Origin of the sequence: Pseudomonas sp. S3(2024), from assembly GCF_036861315.1 — a bacterium.
Lineage (GTDB): Bacteria > Pseudomonadota > Gammaproteobacteria > Pseudomonadales > Pseudomonadaceae > Aquipseudomonas > Aquipseudomonas putida_A.
Window position 1 is genome coordinate 441,419 of record NZ_JAZAQQ010000001.1, and the last position, 20,012, is coordinate 461,430.

Below are 20,012 nucleotides of genomic sequence, written 5' to 3' on the forward strand. Positions count from 1 at the left end.
GTAAAGACCCGCATCCGCGACTGCACAAGCCGCGGATGCGAGAGGGGCTAGCGGACGATTTTGATTTCGGTACGACGGTTCTGTGCGCGACCGTCTGCGGTTTTGTTATCCGCCACTGGCTGGCTTTCACCCATGCCCGAGACCGAAACGAAGCTGGCACGCGGTACACCCTGCTGGATCAGGTATTCCACCACCGAGTGCGCACGACGATCCGACAGTTTCTTGTTGTAGGCATCGCTGCCGACGCTGTCGGTGTGGCCGGTCACGGTCAGTTGCGCCGTGGACGACTCTTGTTTCAGGCGCGTGGCGACTTTATCCAGCACCTGTTTGTCGGAGCCGGTCAGGGTGGCTTTGTCGAACTGGAAGTGCACATCGCGAATGACGATAGTTTCTTCCTTGACCACAACCGCCTCTTCTACCACTGGCGCAGGGGCAGGTGGTGGGCAGCCGTCAGCATCGACCTGCACGCCTTTAGGCGTGTGCGGGCACTTGTCGCGACTGTCCGGCACACCATCGCCGTCTTCGTCGCCATCACCGTGTACCCAGCAATAGGCCGCTGCCGTACCACCGACAATCAGCGCGCCGTAGCCGGCCCACGACGAACTCTCCGTCGCCCCGAGGCCGGCGCCGACTACACCACCGACCGCCGCACAGGTCGGCCAGTCGGTTTTCTGCAAACCTGCGCAACCAGTCAACACACTGGTTAGCAGAATCAAAGGTAATGCTGTCCGAACTATGCTCATCTGGTTTTCTCCTGAGGGATCGGCTTAGAACCGATTCACGGAGTAAAGACCGGAGTTTTAATCTCCGCCAGCAATAGGCCACTGGCATTTGGGACCGTGTTCACAGGGATTCGGCACTTTTGCCGCCCGCGGCAAATCGGGGTCTAGGCCGGATCCGTCTGGCGCGCTAGTCTTGGCGATCTGATTGAGGAGCTTCGATGAACGTCGCCATTTCTTCGCGCACGCCGCAACAGGCGCTGGCTGCTTTACTGGATCGCTATGCCCCGGCGCGTCTGCTGCTGATCGGCGCCAGCGAATTTCCGGCGCTCGCCGCTTTCAAGCAGGCACATCCGGACACCTGCGTGGCCCACGCCGCACCCGGTGCATTGCCCGCCGAACTCGCGGCGCGGCGCTTCGACCTGGCGCTGGTGGTCGATTGCCTGGAGCATCTGCCAAAGCGTGACGGCTTGAATCTGCTGGGCGGGATTCGCAACCTCAACGCCAGTCGCATCGCGGTGCTGGCGGATCTGCCGGCCAGCGGCTGGCAGGAAACCGATTTCTACTCGCTGGCGCTGCAGGCCAGTGAACGCTTCCAGCGTGACGATCAGGTACTGACCCTGTTCACCTATGATCTGCTTGACTACAAACAAGTCCCCGACTGGCTCAACTCGCGATTCTGGGCCAATCCGGAAAACTTCGGCAAATACTGGTGGTAATGCAATGAGTACAGCCATTTGCCCGTGCGGCAGCGGCAACCTGCTGGAGGCCTGCTGCGGCCACTATCACGAAGGCCACCCGGCGCCTTGCGCCGAAGCGCTGATGCGTTCGCGCTACAGCGCCTACGTGCTGGGGCTGATCGATTATCTGGTGGCCACCACCCTGCCCGCCCAGCAGGCCGGTCTGGATCGCCAGTCGATCAGCGCCTGGAGCGCGCAGAGCACCTGGCTCGGCCTTGAGGTCGAAAGCTCGGAAGTGTTCGGCGGCCAACCCGAGCACGCCTTCGTCACCTTCACCGCGCGCTGGCACGACAGCCAGGGCGAACACAGCCACCGCGAGCGCTCCTCGTTCGTGCAGAACGCCGGGCGCTGGTACTTCATAGACCCGACCGTGCAGTTGAAGCTGGGGCGCAATGACGCGTGCCCGTGTACGAGCGGACAGAAGTTCAAGAAGTGCTGTGCGGGGTATTTCGGCGCATAAAGGGAAGTGCCGACTAGACTGGGGCACAAAGGGAGTTTTTTCGATGCTCGGTCACTGTCGCACACTGCATGGCTTGTTATTGATGCTGATCCTGAACCTCGGCGGTTGCGCCTCATGGTTCAGCGACGACAGCGTCGACCCCGCCGTGCACCTGGTAAAAGTCGAGGTGGTGCGGGCCAAGCTGCTCGAACAGAAATTCATCCTGCACTTTCGCATCGACAACCCCAACGACAGCGACCTGACGGTGCGCGGCATGGAATATCGCATTCATCTGGCAGACCTGTTGCTGGCCGAAGGCGAGCATGAACACTGGATCACGGTAGGGCCGAAAAGCAGCGCGTTCTATCGGATACCGATCCGCACCAACCTGTGGCCGCGGGTCAAGGACGTGGTGAAAATGCTGAAAAGTCAGCACCAGCAGGTGCCCTATCGATTGCAGGGTGAGATGGAAACCGGTTTATTCATCGCCCACTACGTGCACCTGGAGCGCAATGGCGTGATAATCCCCGCCGATTTAATTCCGGAGCACAACCGATGACTCAGCAACCTCATGTCCATGGCCCTGACTGCAACCACGATCATGACCATCATCACGATCACGACCATGGCCATGTCCACGGCCCGAACTGCGGCCACGCCCACCAGGAACCGGTGCGCAACGCCCTGAAAGACGTCGGCCGCAACGACCCTTGCCCATGCGGCAACGGCAAGAAATTCAAGAAGTGCCACGGCGCTTGATGCTTCAGGTGAAGTCCTTCTTCGCCTGACAAGCCGCCTTCGCGAGCAAGCCCGCTCCCACATTCGACCGCATTCCTACTGACTGAACGCAGTCGACTGTGGGAGCGGGCTTGCTCGCGAATGGGCCGGTACATTCACCCCAAACTGTTCAGACAGCCGCCAGAATCTGCTTCGCACTGACCACCGTCGCATACTCCCCCTGCAAATTCCCCAGCGACATCCCGTGCACCTCTTCGGCTGAACGCGGTGTGCCGAAATAATCGGCCTTGTCGAAGGTGAAACACGCATCCTCCGCCACCCACGCCTCAAACCCCAGATTGCCCGCCGTGCGCGCTGTGGATTCCACCGAGTTGTTGGTCGCTACACCAACAATGATCAATTGCCCGATCCCCGCCTCATGCAGCTGCGCTTCCAGCCCCGTGGCACAAAACGCATCCGGTACCTGTTTCTGGATCAGCCATTCACCGTCCTGCGGCATGAATCGCTGCTGAAATTCCACCCCTGACTGCCCGGGCCAGAACACCGAATCCGGTTCACGCGACAGATGCTGCACATGAATCACCGGCCGCCCGCTACTGCGCCACGCCCTCAGTAAATCGAGCATGCGCTCTTCAGCCTGCGGATTATTCCGCCGCCCCAGGCGCGGCTGCAGAATGCCTTGTTGCTGGTCGATGATGATCAGTGCAGCGTTGGCCTGAAGCTCCATGGCGTCTTCTCACGAGAGTCATTTGATTCCCGCACTTCATCACCCACCCCTGCAAATAAGCAAGCCATCAGACAATCATCGATCAATGGCAAGAAATAACCACTCGCCCCGCTTGCGCGGCCATCTCCTGCTCACTAACGTAGCGGCTTTATTGCGCCCCCAGCCTCTACACCCCCGCAGGAGCTTTGCCATGGCCTCGCCAGCCCTTACACATTTTCTACCCCGGTTCGGCGTTGCCGCAGCAGTGACCGGTGTCTTGAGCCTGTCCGGTTGCCAGACCTGGAACGCGCAGGACACCCTCCCGCCTACCTCCGGCGTGCAACCGCTCAAGGGCCTGGCGCAGAACGTTTCGGTGCGACGCAATGCCATGGGCATGCCGTTGATCGAAAGCAACAGCTTCCACGACGCACTGTTCACCCTCGGTTACGTGCATGCCAGCGACCGCATCAACCAGATGGTCACCCTGCGCCTGTTGGCCCAGGGGCGTCTGGCGGAAATGTCCGGCGCCTCGATGCTCGACGCCGACCGCTACATGCGCGCGGTCAACCTGAAGAAAAGCGCCGACGAGCTGTACAAGGCCTCGTCGCCACGCCTCAAGCGTTTCTTCGAAGTCTATGCGCGGGGCGTCAACGCCTACCTGTTCCGCTACGCCGACAAACTGCCGGGTGATCTCGCTTCCAGCGGCTACAAGCCGGAATACTGGAAACCGGAGGATTCGGCACTGATGTTCGCGTTGCTGAACTTCAGCCAGTCGGCCAACCTGCCGGAAGAGATTTCCTCGCTGGTGCTAGCGCAAACCGTGAGCAGCGACAAACTCGCCTGGCTGACCCCGTCCGCACCGGATGAAAACCTGCCACTGGCCGAGGCTGACAAGCTGCAAGGCCTCAAGCTCAACGGGCAGATTCCCGGCCTGACGGAGCTGAGCAACGCCAGCCAACAACTGGCGGCGGTGAATCTGCTGGGCGCCAGCACCTCGAACAACTGGGCCATCGCCCCGCAACGCAGCCGTAGCGGCAAGAGCATTCTCGCCAGCGATGCCCATGGCCCACTGGCAGCGCCGTCGCTGTGGACTTTCGTGCAGATCCGCGCGCCGAAATATCAGGCCGCCGGTGTCACCGTCGCCGGTTTGCCGATGGTCCTCGGTGGTTTCAACGGCAAAGTGGCGTGGAGCGCCACCAGCGTGCTCGGCGACAATCAGGACCTGTTCCTGGAAAAAATCCGCCGTCAGGGCAACAGCCTGACCTATGAGGTCAATGGCAAATGGCAGCCGCTGGGCGTGCGCAACGAAACCTATTTCGTCAAAGGCCAGCGACCAATTCGCGAAGCGGTGTACGAAACCCGCCACGGCGCGCTGCTCAACAGTGCTCAGGCCGTACAAGGCAACGGTTTTGGCCTGGCCCTGCAGACCCCGAGCTTCACCGACGACAAATCGCTGGACGCATTTTTCGACCTGACCCGCGCGCAGAACGTTGAACGTGCGTCAGACGCCAGCCGCGAGATCCGCGCCATCGCCCTGAACATGGTGTTCGCCGACGCCAGCAACATCGGCTGGCAAGTCACCGGGCGTTTCCCCAACCGTCGCGAAGGCGAAGGCCTGCTGCCATCGCCGGGCTGGGAGGGTCGCTACGACTGGGACGGTTACGCCGACCCGATGCTCCACCCGTACGATCAGGACCCGACCCAGGGCTGGCTCGGCACTGCCAATCAGCGGGTCATTCCTCACGGCTACGGCATGCAGTTGTCCAACTCGTGGGCGGCGCCGGAGCGCGGCGAGCGCTTGGCGGAACTGGCCAACAGCGGCAAACAGGACGGTCGCAGCGTGATCGCCATGCAGTACGACCAGACCACCACCTTCGCTGCCAAGCTGAAGAAAATGTTTGAAGCGCCGGGCATGAAGCAGCCGCTGAAACAGGCGATCGACGCCCTGCCGGAAGCCGATCGAAACAAGGCGCGCGAAGCCTTCACGCGGTTGATGGCGTTTGACGGCAAGCTCAGCCCGACCTCGGCGGATGCGGCGATCTATGAACTGTTCCTGCAAGAAAGCATGAAGCAGATCTTCCTCGATGAGCTTGGCCCCGAGTCGAGCCCGGCGTGGAAAGCCTTTATCGCCAATGGCGACTTGTCCTACGCGGCGCAGGCCGATCACCTGCTGGGGCGCGAGGACAGCCCGTTCTGGGATGACTTGCGTACCCCGCAGAAAGAAGACAAAGCCGTGACTCTGGCGCGCAGTCTGGCCGCCGCGATCAACGCTGGCGACAGTCAGTTGGGTGGCGATCACAAGGCCTGGCAGTGGGGCAAACTGCACAGCTACACGTGGAAAAACGCCAATGGCCAGACCGTTCGCGGCCCGCTGGCAGCCGGCGGCGATCACACCACGCTCAATACCGCGGCGTTTGCCTGGGGTCAGGACTTCAACACCACGCGTGCGCCGTCGATGCGTTTCATCGTCGACTTCAGCCAGGCTGAGCCGCTGATGGGGCAGAACGGCACCGGCCAGTCCGGTAACCCGGCCAGCCCAAGCTACCTCAACGGCATCGATGCGTGGCTCAAGGGTCAGTACATCGGCTTGCCGATGCAGCCGCAGAACTTTGACCGGGTGTATGGCAAGACGCGTTTGACCCTGACCCCCGGCAAATAAACGCAATCTCCCTGTGGGAGCGGGCTTGCTCGCGAAGGCGTCGTGTCAGGCGATTTCGTATTGCCTGACACACTGCATTCGTCGGAACGCCGCCCGGAGCAAGCCCGCTCCCACATTGGTTTTGTAGCGACTCTAAAATAATCGATAGAACTTCCGGACTCGCGCCAACCTCATAGCTAACAAGCCCCCCATTCTGGTAACGACATGGACCTTGTTATCGCCCGCCCCGAAGGTTTGTACTGCCCTGCCGGGGATTTCTATATTGATCCGTGGCGCCCGGTCGAGCGCTCGGTGATCACCCATGCCCACGGCGATCATGCCCGTAACGGCAATCAGCACTACCTTGCCAGCAGCGCCAGCGAAGGGATTTTGCGTGCGCGTCTGGGTCAGGACATCAACCTGCAAACCCTCGCCTACGGCCAGCGGCTGACCCATCACGGCGTGACTTTGAGTTTCCATCCCGCCGGGCATGTGCTCGGTTCGGCCCAGGTACGTCTGGAATACGGCGGCGAAGTCTGGGTCGCGTCGGGGGACTACAAGATCGAACCCGATGGCACCTGCGCGCCGTTCGAACCGGTGCGCTGCCATACCTTCATCACCGAATCGACTTTTGGCCTGCCGATCTACCGATGGCAACCACAGGCGCAGGTGTTCAGCGAGATCAACCAGTGGTGGCAGGCGAACATCGCCGCCGGCAAGGCCAGCGTGTTGTTCTGCTACTCGTTCGGCAAAGCCCAGCGGATTCTGCACGGCATCGACGCCAGCCTCGGCCCGATCCTCAGCCACGGCGCGGTCGAGCCACTGAACCGGGTCTACCGCGAGGCCGGCGTGTACCTGCCGCCGACGATCTACGCCGGCGACATCAAAAAATCCGACCCGATCATGCGTCAGGCGCTGGTGATCGCCCCGCCCTCGGCCGGTGGCAGCACCTGGATGCGCCGGTTCGGTGACTACAGCGACGCCTTCGCCAGCGGCTGGATGCGCCTGCGCGGCACCCGCCGGCGGCGCGGTGTGGATCGCGGTTTCGTGCTGTCGGATCACGCCGACTGGCCCGGCCTGCTTTGGGCCATCGAACAGACAGGCGCCGAACGGGTGATGGTCACCCACGGCTCGATCGGCGTGCTGGTCCGGCATCTGCGCGAACAAGGCCTGGACGCGCAGGGTTTCAACACCGAATACGGCGACGACGAAGAGGAAAACATTGGCGCCGAGCCGGTTATCGCCGAGGTGCAAGCATGAAAGCCTTCGCCGAGCTGTACGCCGAACTCGACGCCACCACATCGAGCAACGCCAAACTGGCGGCGATGCAAACCTACTTCGCGCAGGCCGCACCGCAAGACGCGGCATGGGCAGTGTACTTTTTGTCCGGTGGACGCCCACGGCAATTGGTACCGGTGCGCATCCTGCGCGAACTGGCGGTGGAAGTCTCGGGGCTGCAACCGTGGCTGTTCGAGGAAAGTTATCAGTCCGTCGGCGACCTGGCAGAAACCATTTCGTTGGTGCTCCCGGAAAACCTGCACAGCTCTGAAGCCGGTCTTGCCGAATGGATCGAAGACAAGCTGCTGCCACTGCGCGGTGAAACCCCGGAATACCTCGCCCGCCAATTGCCCGCACTGTGGGCGCAACTGGATCGGCCGAGCCTGATGCTGTGCATCAAGTTGATCACCGGCAGCTTCCGCGTCGGCGTGTCGAAACTGCTGGTCACCCGCGCTCTGGCGTCGATGGCCGGCCTCGACAGCAAACGGGTGGCGCAGCGCCTGGTGGGGTACACCGACCTGTCGAACCGGCCGAACGCTGCCAGCTACCTGAAACTGATCGCGCCGGAATCCGCCGACGAACATGCGCAGCGCGGCGGCCAGCCCTACCCGTTCTTCCTCGCCCATGGCTTGTCACAACCGGTGGAGGAATTTGAAGCGCTGCTGGGGCCGGCGAGCAACTGGCAGGTGGAATGGAAATGGGATGGCATCCGTGCGCAGGTGGTCAAGCGCGAGGGCCGGCTGTGGGTCTGGTCGCGGGGTGAAGAACTGGTGACCGAGCGTTTCCCCGAGTTCGATACATTGATCCACGCGTTACCCGACGGCACGGTGATCGACGGCGAAATTGTAGTCTGGAAAAGCACCCATCCGAGCACCGCAGACGCCTTCGATCCGCAATCGAGCGCACCGCCGGCGGTGCAACCGTTCGCGCTGCTGCAGCAACGCATCGGGCGCAAAACCCTCGACAAGAAAATCCTCGAAGAAGTGCCGGTGGTGATGCTTGCCTACGATTTGCTGGAGTGGCAAGGCGAAGACTGGCGCAACCGTCCGCAGGCCGAACGACGCGCACAACTGGAGCAGGTCATCGCTCACGGTAACAACCCGGTGTTACTAGCCTCGCCGATTCTGACCGGCAGCGACTGGTTCGATCTCGCCCGACAGCGTGAAGCCTCACGGCGCCTCGGTGTCGAGGGCATGATGCTCAAGGCCCGCGACGCCCTGTATGGCGTAGGCCGGACCAAGGACATGGGCGTGTGGTGGAAGTGGAAGGTCGATCCGTTCAGCGTCGATGCGGTGTTGATCTATGCCCAGCGCGGACATGGCCGGCGCGCCAGTCTGTACAGCGATTACACCTTCGCCGTGTGGGACGGCCCGCCCGAGTCCAGCCAACGGGCGCTGGTGCCGTTCGCCAAGGCCTATTCGGGGCTGACCGACGAGGAAATGCGCCAGGTCGACAGCATCGTGCGCAAGACCACCGTGGAAAAGTTCGGCCCGGTCAGCAGCGTCAAGCCGAGTCTGGTGTTCGAACTGGGTTTCGAAGGCATCGCCCTGTCGCGGCGGCACAAGAGCGGCATCGCCGTGCGTTTTCCAAGGATGCTGCGCTGGCGGCAGGACAAGACGGTGGATGAGGCCGACAGCCTGGCGACGCTGCAGGATTTGCTGGCCTGACCCGGTTTCCGGGGACACCGATCACATTTAACTGGATGAACGCCCTGTGGCGAGGGAGCTTGCTCCCGCTCGACTGCGCAGCAGTCGCAAAACGATGGTCTATTTGAAAAATCCAGGGGAGTGCTTCGCCCTCCAGCGGGAGCAAGCTCCCTCGCCACAACGGCTCATCCCAGCACCTAAAAATGCGTGCATCGACCCAAGTTGGTGCAGCCTTCAACAGCCGCCCATTCCCGTGCACCAATCCCTCTCCCTCCTCCCTCCCCCAACCTTTTAAAACACTTGTTCGGGACTCTGGTTCGGAAATTGCTACTTTCTATAGGTCGTACGCGTTCCAGTAACAATAATTCTGCGCCACAAGCGCTCATATTGGTTCTTAGGGATTGAATAATGAAAAAAGCATTGCTGACCCTTTCTGCACTGGCGTTGTGCATGGCTGCCGGCTCCGCGCTGGCCAAGGAATACAAAGAGCTGCGTTTTGGCGTTGATCCTTCCTACGCACCGTTCGAGTCGAAAGCGGCCGACGGCAGCCTGGTGGGCTTCGACATCGACCTGGGCAACGCGATCTGCGCCGAGCTGAAGGTCAAGTGCAAATGGGTTGAAAGTGACTTCGACGGCATGATTCCGGGCCTCAACGCCAACAAATTCGACGGTGTGATCTCGTCGATGACCGTGACCCCGGCCCGTGAAAAGGCGATCGACTTCTCCAGCGAGCTGTTCTCCGGCCCGACTTCCTACGTGTTCAAGAAGGGTTCCGGCCTGAGCGATGACGTCGCTTCCCTCAAGGGCAAGTCGGTCGGTTACGAGCAAGGCACCATCCAGGAAGCCTACGCCAAGGCCGTATTGGAGAAGGCCGGGGTAAAAATCCAGGCTTACGCCAACCAGGATCAGGTCTACGCCGACCTGAAAAACGGCCGTCTCGACGCCTCGATTCAGGACATGCTGCAAGCCGAACTGGGCTTTTTGAAGTCGCCGGATGGCGCCAACTACGAAGTCAGCAAGCCGGTCGACAGCGAATTGCTGCCAGCCAAAACCGCTGTCGGTATTAAGAAAGGTAACAAAGAGCTGAAGGCGCTTTTAGATAAAGGTATCAAAGCGTTACACGATGACGGCAAATACGCCGAGATTCAAAAGAAACACTTTGGCGATCTGAATCTGTACAGCGGTAAATAATGCCCTGGCGCCCATCACTCGATGGGCGCCTTTTCCATCCGCTCAGGTTGCTGATTTATGTTCGAAAACCTCTTACAAAATCTGGGGCTCTCCGCCTTCAGCCTCAAGGGCTTCGGCCCGTTGCTGTTGGAAGGCACCTGGATGACCATCAAATTGTCGGCATTGTCGCTGCTGGTGGCCGTGTTGCTCGGCCTCTTGGGCGCCAGTGCCAAACTGTCGAAATCCAAACTGCTGCGCCTGCCTGCCCAGCTTTACACCACGCTGATTCGCGGGGTGCCGGATCTGGTGCTGATGCTGCTGATTTTCTACAGCCTGCAAACCTGGCTGACCGCCCTGACCGACGTCATGGAGTGGGACTACATCGAGATCGACTCCTTTACCGCCGGGGTGATCACCCTGGGCTTCATCTATGGCGCGTATTTCACCGAAACCTTCCGTGGGGCGATCCTCGCCGTACCGCGTGGTCAGGTCGAAGCGGCCACCGCCTACGGCCTCAAGCGTGGCCAGCGTTTTCGCTTTGTGGTGTTCCCGCAAATGATGCGCTTCGCTCTACCGGGCATCGGCAACAACTGGATGGTGATGCTCAAGGCCACCGCACTGGTGTCGATCATCGGTCTGGCGGATCTGGTCAAAGCCGCGCAGGACGCCGGTAAAAGCACCTATCAACTGTTCTACTTCCTGGTACTCGCCGCCTTGATCTATCTGCTGATCACCAGTGCATCCAACGTCATCCTGCGCTGGCTTGAGCGTCGCTACGCCGCCGGTGCCCGGGAGGCCGTACGATGATCGAACTCCTGCAGGAATACTGGAAACCCTTCCTTTATACCGACGGCACCAACATCACTGGTCTGGCGATGACCATGTGGCTGCTCAGCGCCTCGATTTTCATCGGTTTTCTGGTGTCGATCCCGTTGTCGATCGCCCGGGTGTCCTCGCACTTCTATGTGCGCTGGCCGGTGCAGTTCTACACCTACCTGTTCCGTGGCACGCCGCTCTACATCCAGTTGCTGATCTGCTACACCGGGATCTACAGCCTGGCCGCCGTGCGCGCGCAGCCGTTGCTCGACAGTTTCTTTCGCGATGCGATGAACTGCACGATCCTCGCGTTCGCCCTGAACACCTGCGCCTACACCACGGAGATTTTCGCCGGGGCGATCCGCAGCATGAACCATGGCGAAGTCGAAGCAGCCAAGGCCTACGGCCTGACCGGCTGGAAGCTGTACGCCTACGTGATCATGCCGTCGGCGCTGCGTCGCTCGTTGCCGTATTACAGCAACGAAGTAATCCTGATGCTGCACTCGACCACCGTGGCCTTCACCGCGACCATCCCCGACATCCTGAAAGTTGCGCGGGACGCCAACTCGGCGACCTACCTGACTTTTCAGTCGTTCGGCATCGCCGCGCTGATCTACCTGACCATCACCTTCGCGCTGGTCGGCCTGTTCCGCCTCGCCGAACGCCGATGGCTGGCATTCCTCGGGCCGACCCACTAGGAAAACCTGTAATGCGACACCAGATCCATGACCTGTTGGCCCCGGTGCCGGGGACCGCACGACAGATCCACAGCTTCCACTTCGGCCCGGAGCAGGCCCAAGGCAAGATCTACATCCAGTCCTCGCTGCATGCCGACGAAATGCCCGGCATGCTCGTCGCCTGGCACCTCAAGCAGCGACTGGCGGAGCTGGAAGCCGCCGGGCGCCTGCGCAGCCAGATTGTGCTGGTGCCGGTGGCCAACCCGGTCGGCCTCGAACAAGTGCTGATGGACGTGCCGCTGGGCCGGTACGAGATGGAGAGCGGGCAGAATTTCAATCGCTGGTTCGTCGACCTCAGCGAAGAAATCGGCAACGACATCGAGGGCAAACTGGGCGACGACCCGCAGCGCAACCTTGAGCTGATCCGCGCCAGCCTGCGCAACGCCCTCGCCCGTCAAACGCCCGGCACACAACTGCAATCCCAGCGCCTGACCTTGCAACGGCTAGCGTGCGATGCCGACATGGTGCTGGATCTGCACTGCGATTTCGAATCCGTGGTTCATCTCTACACCACGCCCGAAGCGTGGCCGCAGGTCGAGCCGCTGGCGCGTTACATCGAAGCTCAGGCCAGTCTGCTGGCCACCGATTCCGGCGGCCAGTCATTCGACGAATGCTTCACCCTGTTGTGGTGGCAACTGCAGGAGCGCTTTGGCGAACACTTCGAGATTCCGCTGGGCAGCTTTTCGGTGACCGTGGAATTGCGCGGCCAGGGTGACGTCAATCACCCAATGGCCAGTCGTGACTGCCAGGCCTTGATCGATTACCTGATCCAGTTCGACGCGATCGTCGGCGAGACCAAGCCGCAGCCGCCCCTGCCGTTCCCCGCCACGCCGCTGGCCGGCGTCGAACCGGTGACCACGCCGGTGGGCGGCTTGCTGGTGTACACCGCCACGGCCGGGCAATACCTGCAAGCCGGGCAACAGATTGCCGAAATCATCGACCCGATCCACGACCGGGTCACCCCCATTCATTGCACTGCCGCCGGCCTGCTGTACGCCCGCTCGCTGCGGCGCATGGCTACTGCCGGCATGGTGATCGCCCACGTGGCGGGCGCCGAAGCCTATCGCAGCGGCTATCTACTTTCGCCTTGAGGATGTCTGTCCCATGTACAAATTGACTGTTGAAGGTCTGCACAAAAGCTATGGCGACCATCAGGTACTCAAAGGCGTTTCGCTCAAGGCCAAAACCGGCGACGTGATCAGCCTGATCGGCGCCAGCGGCTCGGGTAAAAGCACCTTTTTGCGCTGCATCAACTTCCTCGAACAACCCAACGACGGCGCCATGAGCCTCGATGGCCAGGCGATCCGCATGGTCACCGACCGCCACGGCATGCACGTCGCCGACCCGAATGAACTGCAACGCCTGCGCACGCGACTGGCCATGGTGTTCCAGCACTTCAACCTGTGGAGCCACATGACCGTGCTGGAAAACATCACCATGGCCCCGCGCCGGGTGCTGGGTTGCAGCAAGCAGGAAGCTGAAGACCGCGCCCGCCGTTATCTGGATAAAGTGGGCCTGCCGGCGCGGGTTGCCGATCAGTACCCGGCGTTTCTCTCCGGCGGCCAGCAACAGCGGGTGGCAATTGCCCGGGCGCTGGCGATGGAGCCGGAAGTGATGCTGTTCGACGAACCGACCTCGGCACTCGACCCGGAGCTGGTGGGTGAAGTGCTGCGAGTGATTCAGGGTCTGGCTGAAGAAGGCCGGACGATGATCATGGTGACCCATGAAATGAGCTTCGCCCGCAAAGTCTCCAGCCAGGTGTTGTTCCTGCATCAAGGCCTGGTGGAGGAAGAAGGTGCGCCGGAAGACGTGCTGGGCAATCCGCGCAGCGAACGGCTGAAGCAGTTCCTCAGCGGGAACCTCAAGTAATAGACGCAGATAAAAACCTGTGGGAGCGGGCTTGCTCGCGAAAGCGGTGTGTCAGTCAAAACTGTTCTAACTGGCACACCGCTTTCGCGAGCAAGCCCGCTCCCACAATGGTGTAGGTAATCGCACAAAATTAAACTTGTCCCGCAACGGCGCGGTCACTGAAGGAACACCCTCAGAGCGCACGCCGCCGGTATGCCCACCTCCACCGACTTCGCAAAACTCTGGTTCAGCGCACGCAACTGGAAGCCGTTCGCCTTTCAAAAGCAGGTGTGGGCCGCCGTCAAACAAGGTCAGTCGGGGTTGCTCCATGCCAGCACCGGCGCCGGTAAAACCTATGCGGTGTGGTTCGCCGCGCTCAACCGCTTCGCCCGCATCAAACCCAGCGTTGCAGACAGCAAAAAACGCAAAGCACCAGCCGAACCACTGACCGTGCTGTGGATCACGCCGATGCGTGCCCTCGCCGCCGACACCGCGCGCGCCTTGCAAGCGCCGGTCAGCGATTTGCAGATTCCGTGGAGCATCGGTCTGCGCACCGGCGACACCAGCAGCGCCGAACGTGCGCGTCAGGGCCGGCGCCTACCGACCACGCTGATCACCACCCCGGAAAGCCTGACCCTGCTGCTTGCCCGAGCCGACGCCAGGACTGCGTTGTCGAGCCTGCGGATGATCGTTGTCGATGAATGGCACGAACTGCTCGGCAACAAACGCGGCGTACAACTGCAACTGGCCCTCGCCCGTCTGCGCCATTGGCAACCCGAGCTGATCGTCTGGGGCGTGTCCGCCACCCTCGGCAATCAAGCCCACGCCGAACAGGTGCTGATCCCAGAGGGTGGCGGCATCAGCGTGCAAGGCCAGAGCGAAAAATCACTCAAGGTCGACACCTTGATCCCACCGGCCATCGAGCGTTTTCCCTGGGCCGGGCACATCGGTCTGAAGATGCTGCCGCAGGTTGTTGCCGAACTGGACGCCTGCGCCAGCAGCCTGGTGTTCACCAACACCCGCGCGCAGTCGGAAATCTGGTATCAGGCATTGCTCGAAGCGCGGCCGGACTGGGCCGGGCTGATCGCGTTGCACCACAGCTCACTGTCCCGCGAGACCCGCGACTGGGTCGAGCAAGCGTTGAAGGACGGCAAGCTGAAAGCCGTGGTCTGCACCTCGAGCCTGGATCTGGGCGTGGACTTTTTACCGGTGGAACGGGTCCTGCAGATCGGCTCGGCCAAAGGCGTAGCGCGACTGATGCAACGCGCCGGGCGCTCCGGTCACGCGCCGGGGCGCACCTCGCGAGTGACGCTGGTGCCGACCCACAGCCTGGAACTGATCGAAGCCGCCGCCGCAGGCGATGCCGTGGCGCAACGACTCATCGAACCGCGTCTGTCGCCGCACAAACCGCTGGATGTGCTGGTGCAGCATCTGGTCAGCATGGCGCTGGGCGGTGGCTTTATTCCCGAAGAGCTGTACGAAGAAGTGCGTGGTGCCTGGGCTTATCGTGACCTGACACTGGCAGATTGGGCTTGGGCGCTGGCTTTCGTACGTCACGGCGGGATGTCGCTGACAGCCTATCCGGATTACCGCCGGGTCGAACCGGATGAACACGGCGTCTGGCGGGTACCCGATGCGCGACTCGCCCGCCGTCATCGCATGAGCATCGGCACCATCGTCAGCGACGCGAGCATTAATCTGAAATTCTGGAGCAAGGGTGGCGGCGGCAAGCAGTTGGGCAGCGTCGAGGAAGGCTTTATCGCGCGGCTGAAACCGGGCGATGGCTTTCTCTTTGCCGGGCGCCTGCTGGAGTTGGTGCGGGTGGAAAACATGACCGCGTACGTCAAACGCAGCACCGCGAAAAAAGCTGCTGTACCGCGCTGGAATGGCGGGCGGATGCCGCTTTCCAACGAATTGGCCGCCGCTGTGGTCAGCCGCTTCACGGCGGCAGCACGGGGCGAGTTCGTCGGCCCGGAAATGCAGGCGCTACAACCGTTGCTGCAAACCCAGGCGCGCTGGTCGGGTCTGCCCACCTCCGACTGTCTGTTGGCCGAAGCGCTGAAATCCCGTGAAGGCTGGCACCTTTTCCTTTATCCGTTTGCCGGGCGCCAGGTGCATCTGGGGCTCGCCAGCCTGTTGGCGTGGCGCGTGAGTCAGCGCCAGCCGCTGACGTTCTCGATTGCGGTGAATGATTACGGGCTGGAGTTGCTCAGCGCCACGCCGGTCGATTGGTTCGAGCAATTCGATACGGCGCTGCTCAGCCCCGAGCATCTGCTACGCGACGTGCTGGCCAGCCTCAATGCCGGGGAGTTGGCGCTGCGGCGCTTTCGCGAGATCGCGCGTATCGCCGGGCTGGTGTTCGCCGGTTATCCCGGCGCGCCGAAAAGTACCCGACAGGTACAGGCTTCCAGCGGATTGTTCTTCGAAGTGTTCAAACAATACGACGCTGACAACCTGCTGCTGGCTCAAGCCGGGGAAGAAGTCTTACGGGAAGAACTGGATATTCGTCGTCTGGAACAGACATTGGAGCGGATCAACCGGATGAAACTGGACATGCACCTGATCAAACGTCCTACACCGCTAGGCTTTCCGTTGCTGGTGGAGCGCATGCGCGAAAGCATGAGTTCGGAAAAACTCGCTGACCGCATCCGGCGCATGGTCGGCGATCTGGAGAAATCCGCCGACAAGGGTCAAGCCTCATGAGTGCAGCGTATCCAGTGCGCCTGGCTGGTGAGGAGCTCTGGCTGCTGCCGGAAAAGGCCCTGTATTGGCCGGCGCAGCAAGCACTGCTGATCGCCGATGTGCATTTCGGCAAGGCCGCGGCCTATCGCAGCCTCGGCCAGCCGGTACCACAAGGCACCACGACGGCGAATATCGAAGTGCTCGACCGCTTGCTGGCCAGACTGCCCTGTCGGCAGCTGATTTTCCTCGGTGACTTTCTGCACGGCCCCGGTTCGCATGCGACGGGTACGCTGAATGCCTTGGCCGAATGGCGTGCACGGCACGCGGATCTGCCGATGACGCTGATTCGCGGCAACCACGACAAACGTGCCGGGGATCCACCGACGGCGCTGAATATCCGGGTGGTTCCGGAACCGATGCTGCTCGGGCCGTTTGCCCTGCAACACGAACCCGCCCCCCATCCCGAACGACACGTGCTGGCCGGGCATGTGCATCCGGTCTATCGGCTCAACGGCAAGGGGCGGCAGCGTTTGCGCCTGGCATGTTTTCGACTGGGTGAGCGATTGAGCCTGCTGCCGGCCTTTGGTGCCTTTACCGGGGGTTATCAGGTCGAGAAAGACGCTCAGTGCAGGATTTTCGTCATCGGCGACAACGAAATATGGCCCGTCAGTTGAGGTCTTGGGCAAACCTCAGCTGACTGGCCATTCATGGAGTAGCGACTCAGGCCACCGGCGCGGGTGGCGGCTCGTCCGGCAGCGTCGGCTCGCCGGGTTCGGTCGGTTGTTCGTTAGGGGTGTCGGGATCAGGCTGACCGGGAATGCCGCCTGCCATATGGAAAGCCGGGTGTGCCAACAATGACCAGGCCAAAACGCCAACCTGATTGGGCTCAAGCCTTGCCAGTTGGGCGGTGATATGCGGATCGATCTTCATGCAACCTCCTCGGCGAAGGCCCGCTTTGCCAGAAGCAAAAACGGGCAGTACACCCCATAGAGTGTCTGCCCGCCAAAGAATTCCCGCGAACTGCCGGATGGATCAGGTACGCGGCAGGGTCACGCCACGCTGGCCCTGATATTTGCCGCCGCGATCCTTGTACGAAACTTCGCATTGCTCGTCGGATTCGAGGAACAGCATCTGCGCCACGCCCTCGTTGGCGTAGATTTTCGCCGGCAGGTTGGTGGTGTTGGAGAATTCCAGGGTCACGTGGCCTTCCCACTCAGGCTCGAGCGGGGTGACGTTAACGATGATGCCGCAGCGCGCGTAGGTGCTTTTACCCAGGCAGATGGTCAATACGTTGCGCGGAATGCGGAAGTATTCGACGGTGCTGGCCAGGGCGAAGGAGTTCGGCGGGATGATGCAGACGTCGCTGTGGATGTCGACAAAGCTGCCGGCATCGAAGTTCTTCGGATCGACGATCGCCGAATTGATGTTGGTGAACACCTTGAAATGGTTGGTGCAGCGTACATCGTAGCCATAGCTCGACACACCGTAGGAGATCACACGGCTGTCGTCGCTGCCGCGCACCTGGCGCTCGACGAAGGGCTCGATCATGCCGTGTTCCTGCGCCATGCGGCGAATCCACTTGTCCGATTTGATGCTCATGGCGGGTGTCCTGAATAGCGAGGTGGAAAAAATCTGTCCGGCATCTTACCGGGCGCGCCGCCGGGTTCAAAGTCCGCGCTGCAATTCTCGCCGAACACCCTGGAAATACAGGCTCTGGCGACGAACCGTCACACCGTCGATCCCTAAAACAGAGAAACCTTCGCAAGAAACATTGGCACGTTCCGGAAAAAGGGTTAAGGTGGCGCCACTGTGTTGCTTGTGTCACTGAGAATCTCTACACGATATGTTGAATTTCGATCCAACCATCTACAAGAATTTTTCCTGCTCTTTGCACTCAGTCTCGGCCAGGGTTCTTCCTGAGTCGCAGTTATCTTTGTTCAAGGAGTTACACCATGTCTAATCGCCAAACCGGTACCGTTAAGTGGTTCAACGATGAAAAAGGCTTCGGCTTCATCACTCCACAATCCGGTGACGACCTGTTCGTTCACTTCAAAGCTATCCAATCCGACGGCTTCAAAAGCCTGAAAGAAGGCCAACAGGTTTCTTTCATCGCTACCCGCGGTCAGAAAGGCATGCAAGCTGAAGAAGTACAAGTTATCTAACTTGTAGCTTCTTTAGAAAAGAGCCCCGCCCTCAAAAGCGGGGCTTTTTTGTGGGCGTGTGTTTTTAACGACCACAAAAAAGATCGCAGTCCGTGACAGCCCTCCTATAGGAGCTGCCGCAGGCTGCGATCTTTCGTTTGTGCCTTACCAGGCCACGCCAAACCCTGCGGTGTAGCGGGTCTTGTTCAAATCCGCATCCTTGGTACCACTGATGATGTCGCGTTCGGCCTTGAGGTTGAGCGACGCCCAGTCGGTGACCTTGTAGCGCAAGCCCATCTCGGCATCGAGCGCATAGTTGGCTACGTCAGACAGCGGCTTGCCCAGTTCGCCATTGGTGAAGAACTCGACTTTTTTGCCGATCAGGTAACGGTTGTAATCCCACTTCATGGCGACCGAATAGAAGTTGTCCTTGCCGCCATCGCTGTATTCGTAATCGGTGCGGTTGAGCAGCGAACCGAGCGAGAACGCGCCCAGCTCGTCGTCCCAGAACTGGTAACCCGGACCGGTACCGACCACACGCTGACGCGACAGCTCTTCAACGTAGTCGCGCTTGTAGTTCAGGCGCCCCTGCCAGAACCATTTGTCGGTGAGGAAGCGGTCAAGTGCGTATTCGGCGCGCCAGTTATTGGTGGTGACCTGCTCGTCCTGCACTTCGCGGTTGTATTCGCCCTCGGCGGTGTGCCGCCAGCGGCCATGACGCGCGGTGGTCTTGAAGTCGATGTCGTAGTCGTCGGTGTCCTTTTCCGCCCGTTGATAATCCATCGCCAGGCCAATATTGCCTTTCCATACCAGATCCTCGACCACCGGTTTGGGTTTGAGAATCTGCTGAATGCTCGCCAGCTCGACGGTCTTCGGCGCCTCGCCGTTGGCCAGGGTGACCTTGCCGTCATCGGCAGCGGTCAGCGACTTGGCTTTTTCACCGTTGTAGGCATCCTGTTTGACCAGCAGTTCCTGATCGCTTTGCAGGGTCTTGACCTCTTTCCAGTCGATGCTGACCGCACCCGCATACTGGGTCTGAATCAGCAATTTGCCGCCATCGAAAACGGAGATCTTACCGCTCAGCTTGTCACCGTTCTTTAACCAGACGGTATCGGCAAGCAGCGGCGTGGAGGCACTGAAAACAGCAAGGCACAGCAAGGTTCTGGACAACATAAGCGGATCGAGGGCTCAAGTTTGCGAAAAAGGTCGGCATTATCCGTAGGAATAAGACCCTGACAAGGACTGACCGAGCGATTTCCATTGAGTTCATTTCTCATCTGACCAACGAGCGATTACGCTTGAGCCCATCGATACGACTATTGTTCAGGAACCGCGCAGGTGAAAGAGCCGAATCATCCCGAGGAAAGCGAAGCGCAAATCCGACGCACGGCGCTTTATTCCACCCTTGCCCAAGTGCCTGAGGGCAAGGTGGTCAGCTATGGTCAGTTGGCTGAACTCGCAGGGTTGGGGCGCGCCGCCCGCTGGGTCGGTCGGACCCTGAGCCAATTACCCGGCGATACCAGACTGCCGTGGCACCGGGTATTGGGTGCCGGCGGTCGGATCAGCCTGCCGCCGGGCAGCCCTTCGGGGGACGAACAACGGGCACGATTGCGTTCTGAAGGCGTCACCGTCCTGAACAATCGTGTGGATATTCAGCGCCATGGCTGGCGTCCGGTAGAGCACAGCGGTTAGAGTGCGCGCTTTGTTTTCGCAA

Annotated in this window: 21 protein-coding genes; 16 read left to right on the forward strand and 5 right to left on the reverse strand. The window is 60.8% G+C overall.

Annotation, left to right across the window (positions count from 1 at the left end; genetic code table 11):
- Positions 1-47: 47 nt before the first annotated feature.
- Complete coding sequence (locus VLA07_RS02095) at positions 48-743, reverse strand: OmpA family protein (RefSeq protein WP_027614358.1); 696 nt, start codon at positions 741-743, stop codon at positions 48-50.
- 197 nt (positions 744-940) lie between these two features.
- Between VLA07_RS02095 and VLA07_RS02100 the strand changes: the two genes are divergently transcribed.
- The 4 genes from VLA07_RS02100 to VLA07_RS02115 are packed head-to-tail and all read left to right on the forward strand — an operon-like array spanning position 941 to position 2,657.
- The gene (locus VLA07_RS02100; protein ID WP_027614357.1) at positions 941-1,438 is read left to right on the forward strand and encodes a DUF6231 family protein; all 498 of its coding nucleotides are present in this window, start codon (positions 941-943) and stop codon (positions 1,436-1,438) included.
- 4 nt (positions 1,439-1,442) lie between these two features.
- On the forward strand, positions 1,443-1,919 hold the full coding sequence (locus VLA07_RS02105) for a YchJ family protein (RefSeq protein ID WP_333988329.1): 477 nt from the start codon (positions 1,443-1,445) through the stop codon (positions 1,917-1,919).
- Between the two features lie 43 nt (positions 1,920-1,962).
- The gene (locus tag VLA07_RS02110) at positions 1,963-2,457 is read left to right on the forward strand and encodes an LEA type 2 family protein (RefSeq protein ID WP_027614355.1); all 495 of its coding nucleotides are present in this window, start codon (positions 1,963-1,965) and stop codon (positions 2,455-2,457) included.
- The gene (locus VLA07_RS02115; RefSeq protein ID WP_003198420.1) at positions 2,454-2,657 is read left to right on the forward strand and encodes an SEC-C metal-binding domain-containing protein; all 204 of its coding nucleotides are present in this window, start codon (positions 2,454-2,456) and stop codon (positions 2,655-2,657) included. The genes VLA07_RS02110 and VLA07_RS02115 overlap by 4 nt, the downstream gene beginning before the upstream one ends.
- A gap of 148 nt (positions 2,658-2,805) precedes the next feature.
- Here the strand turns inward: VLA07_RS02115 and VLA07_RS02120 are convergent, their stop codons facing one another.
- Positions 2,806-3,363: a cysteine hydrolase family protein gene (locus tag VLA07_RS02120; protein WP_333988331.1), complete on the reverse strand. Its 558-nt coding sequence runs from the start codon at positions 3,361-3,363 to the stop codon at positions 2,806-2,808.
- A gap of 190 nt (positions 3,364-3,553) precedes the next feature.
- On the opposite strand from VLA07_RS02120, the gene VLA07_RS02125 reads away from it, so the two are divergent.
- The 10 genes from VLA07_RS02125 to pdeM all read left to right on the forward strand — a co-directional run bounded on the left by VLA07_RS02125 (position 3,554) and on the right by pdeM (position 16,831).
- Positions 3,554-6,001, forward strand: coding sequence for a penicillin acylase family protein (locus VLA07_RS02125; protein ID WP_333988332.1), 2,448 nt, complete (start codon positions 3,554-3,556; stop codon positions 5,999-6,001).
- A 204-nt stretch (positions 6,002-6,205) separates the two neighbouring features.
- A complete protein-coding gene (locus tag VLA07_RS02130) occupies positions 6,206-7,240 on the forward strand; it encodes a ligase-associated DNA damage response exonuclease (RefSeq protein ID WP_097086545.1) in 1,035 nt (344 codons plus the stop codon).
- A complete protein-coding gene (locus VLA07_RS02135) occupies positions 7,237-8,925 on the forward strand; it encodes an ATP-dependent DNA ligase (protein ID WP_333988333.1) in 1,689 nt (562 codons plus the stop codon). The genes VLA07_RS02130 and VLA07_RS02135 overlap by 4 nt, the downstream gene beginning before the upstream one ends.
- A 387-nt stretch (positions 8,926-9,312) precedes the next feature.
- A complete protein-coding gene (locus VLA07_RS02140) occupies positions 9,313-10,095 on the forward strand; it encodes a transporter substrate-binding domain-containing protein (RefSeq protein ID WP_003222321.1) in 783 nt (260 codons plus the stop codon).
- Positions 10,096-10,152: 57 nt separating this feature from the next.
- Positions 10,153-10,881, forward strand: coding sequence for an ABC transporter permease (locus VLA07_RS02145; RefSeq protein ID WP_003222319.1), 729 nt, complete (start codon positions 10,153-10,155; stop codon positions 10,879-10,881).
- Positions 10,878-11,588 (forward strand): ABC transporter permease, encoded by a 711-nt coding sequence (locus tag VLA07_RS02150; RefSeq protein WP_041070638.1) that lies wholly within the window; start codon positions 10,878-10,880, stop codon positions 11,586-11,588. The genes VLA07_RS02145 and VLA07_RS02150 overlap by 4 nt, the downstream gene beginning before the upstream one ends.
- A gap of 11 nt (positions 11,589-11,599) precedes the next feature.
- Complete coding sequence (locus tag VLA07_RS02155) at positions 11,600-12,718, forward strand: succinylglutamate desuccinylase/aspartoacylase family protein (protein ID WP_097086538.1); 1,119 nt, start codon at positions 11,600-11,602, stop codon at positions 12,716-12,718.
- Between the two features lie 13 nt (positions 12,719-12,731).
- On the forward strand, positions 12,732-13,496 hold the full coding sequence (locus VLA07_RS02160; RefSeq protein ID WP_123586990.1) for an ABC transporter ATP-binding protein: 765 nt from the start codon (positions 12,732-12,734) through the stop codon (positions 13,494-13,496).
- 192 nt (positions 13,497-13,688) lie between these two features.
- Positions 13,689-16,178, forward strand: a complete 2,490-nt coding sequence (locus VLA07_RS02165) for a ligase-associated DNA damage response DEXH box helicase (RefSeq protein WP_333988334.1) — start codon at positions 13,689-13,691, stop codon at positions 16,176-16,178.
- Positions 16,175-16,831, forward strand: coding sequence for a ligase-associated DNA damage response endonuclease PdeM (gene pdeM, locus VLA07_RS02170; RefSeq protein WP_027614347.1), 657 nt, complete (start codon positions 16,175-16,177; stop codon positions 16,829-16,831). Before VLA07_RS02165 ends, pdeM begins: the two co-directional genes overlap by 4 nt.
- Positions 16,832-16,877: 46 nt before the next feature.
- On the opposite strand, the gene VLA07_RS02175 is transcribed toward pdeM, so the two are convergent.
- Together VLA07_RS02175 and dcd are read right to left on the reverse strand one after the other, a co-directional pair.
- The gene (locus VLA07_RS02175; protein WP_027614346.1) at positions 16,878-17,087 is read right to left on the reverse strand and encodes a hypothetical protein; all 210 of its coding nucleotides are present in this window, start codon (positions 17,085-17,087) and stop codon (positions 16,878-16,880) included.
- Positions 17,088-17,189: 102 nt separating this feature from the next.
- Positions 17,190-17,756: a dCTP deaminase gene (dcd, locus tag VLA07_RS02180; RefSeq protein ID WP_003222308.1), complete on the reverse strand. Its 567-nt coding sequence runs from the start codon at positions 17,754-17,756 to the stop codon at positions 17,190-17,192.
- Between the two features lie 353 nt (positions 17,757-18,109).
- On the opposite strand from dcd, the gene VLA07_RS02185 reads away from it, so the two are divergent.
- The gene (locus VLA07_RS02185; protein WP_002554837.1) at positions 18,110-18,319 is read left to right on the forward strand and encodes a cold-shock protein; all 210 of its coding nucleotides are present in this window, start codon (positions 18,110-18,112) and stop codon (positions 18,317-18,319) included.
- A 144-nt stretch (positions 18,320-18,463) separates the two neighbouring features.
- On the opposite strand, the gene VLA07_RS02190 is transcribed toward VLA07_RS02185, so the two are convergent.
- On the reverse strand, positions 18,464-19,471 hold the full coding sequence (locus VLA07_RS02190; RefSeq protein ID WP_027614345.1) for a DUF481 domain-containing protein: 1,008 nt from the start codon (positions 19,469-19,471) through the stop codon (positions 18,464-18,466).
- A gap of 165 nt (positions 19,472-19,636) precedes the next feature.
- Between VLA07_RS02190 and VLA07_RS02195 the strand changes: the two genes are divergently transcribed.
- Positions 19,637-19,990: an MGMT family protein gene (locus VLA07_RS02195; protein ID WP_247269459.1), complete on the forward strand. Its 354-nt coding sequence runs from the start codon at positions 19,637-19,639 to the stop codon at positions 19,988-19,990.
- Positions 19,991-20,012: the final 22 nt, after the last annotated feature.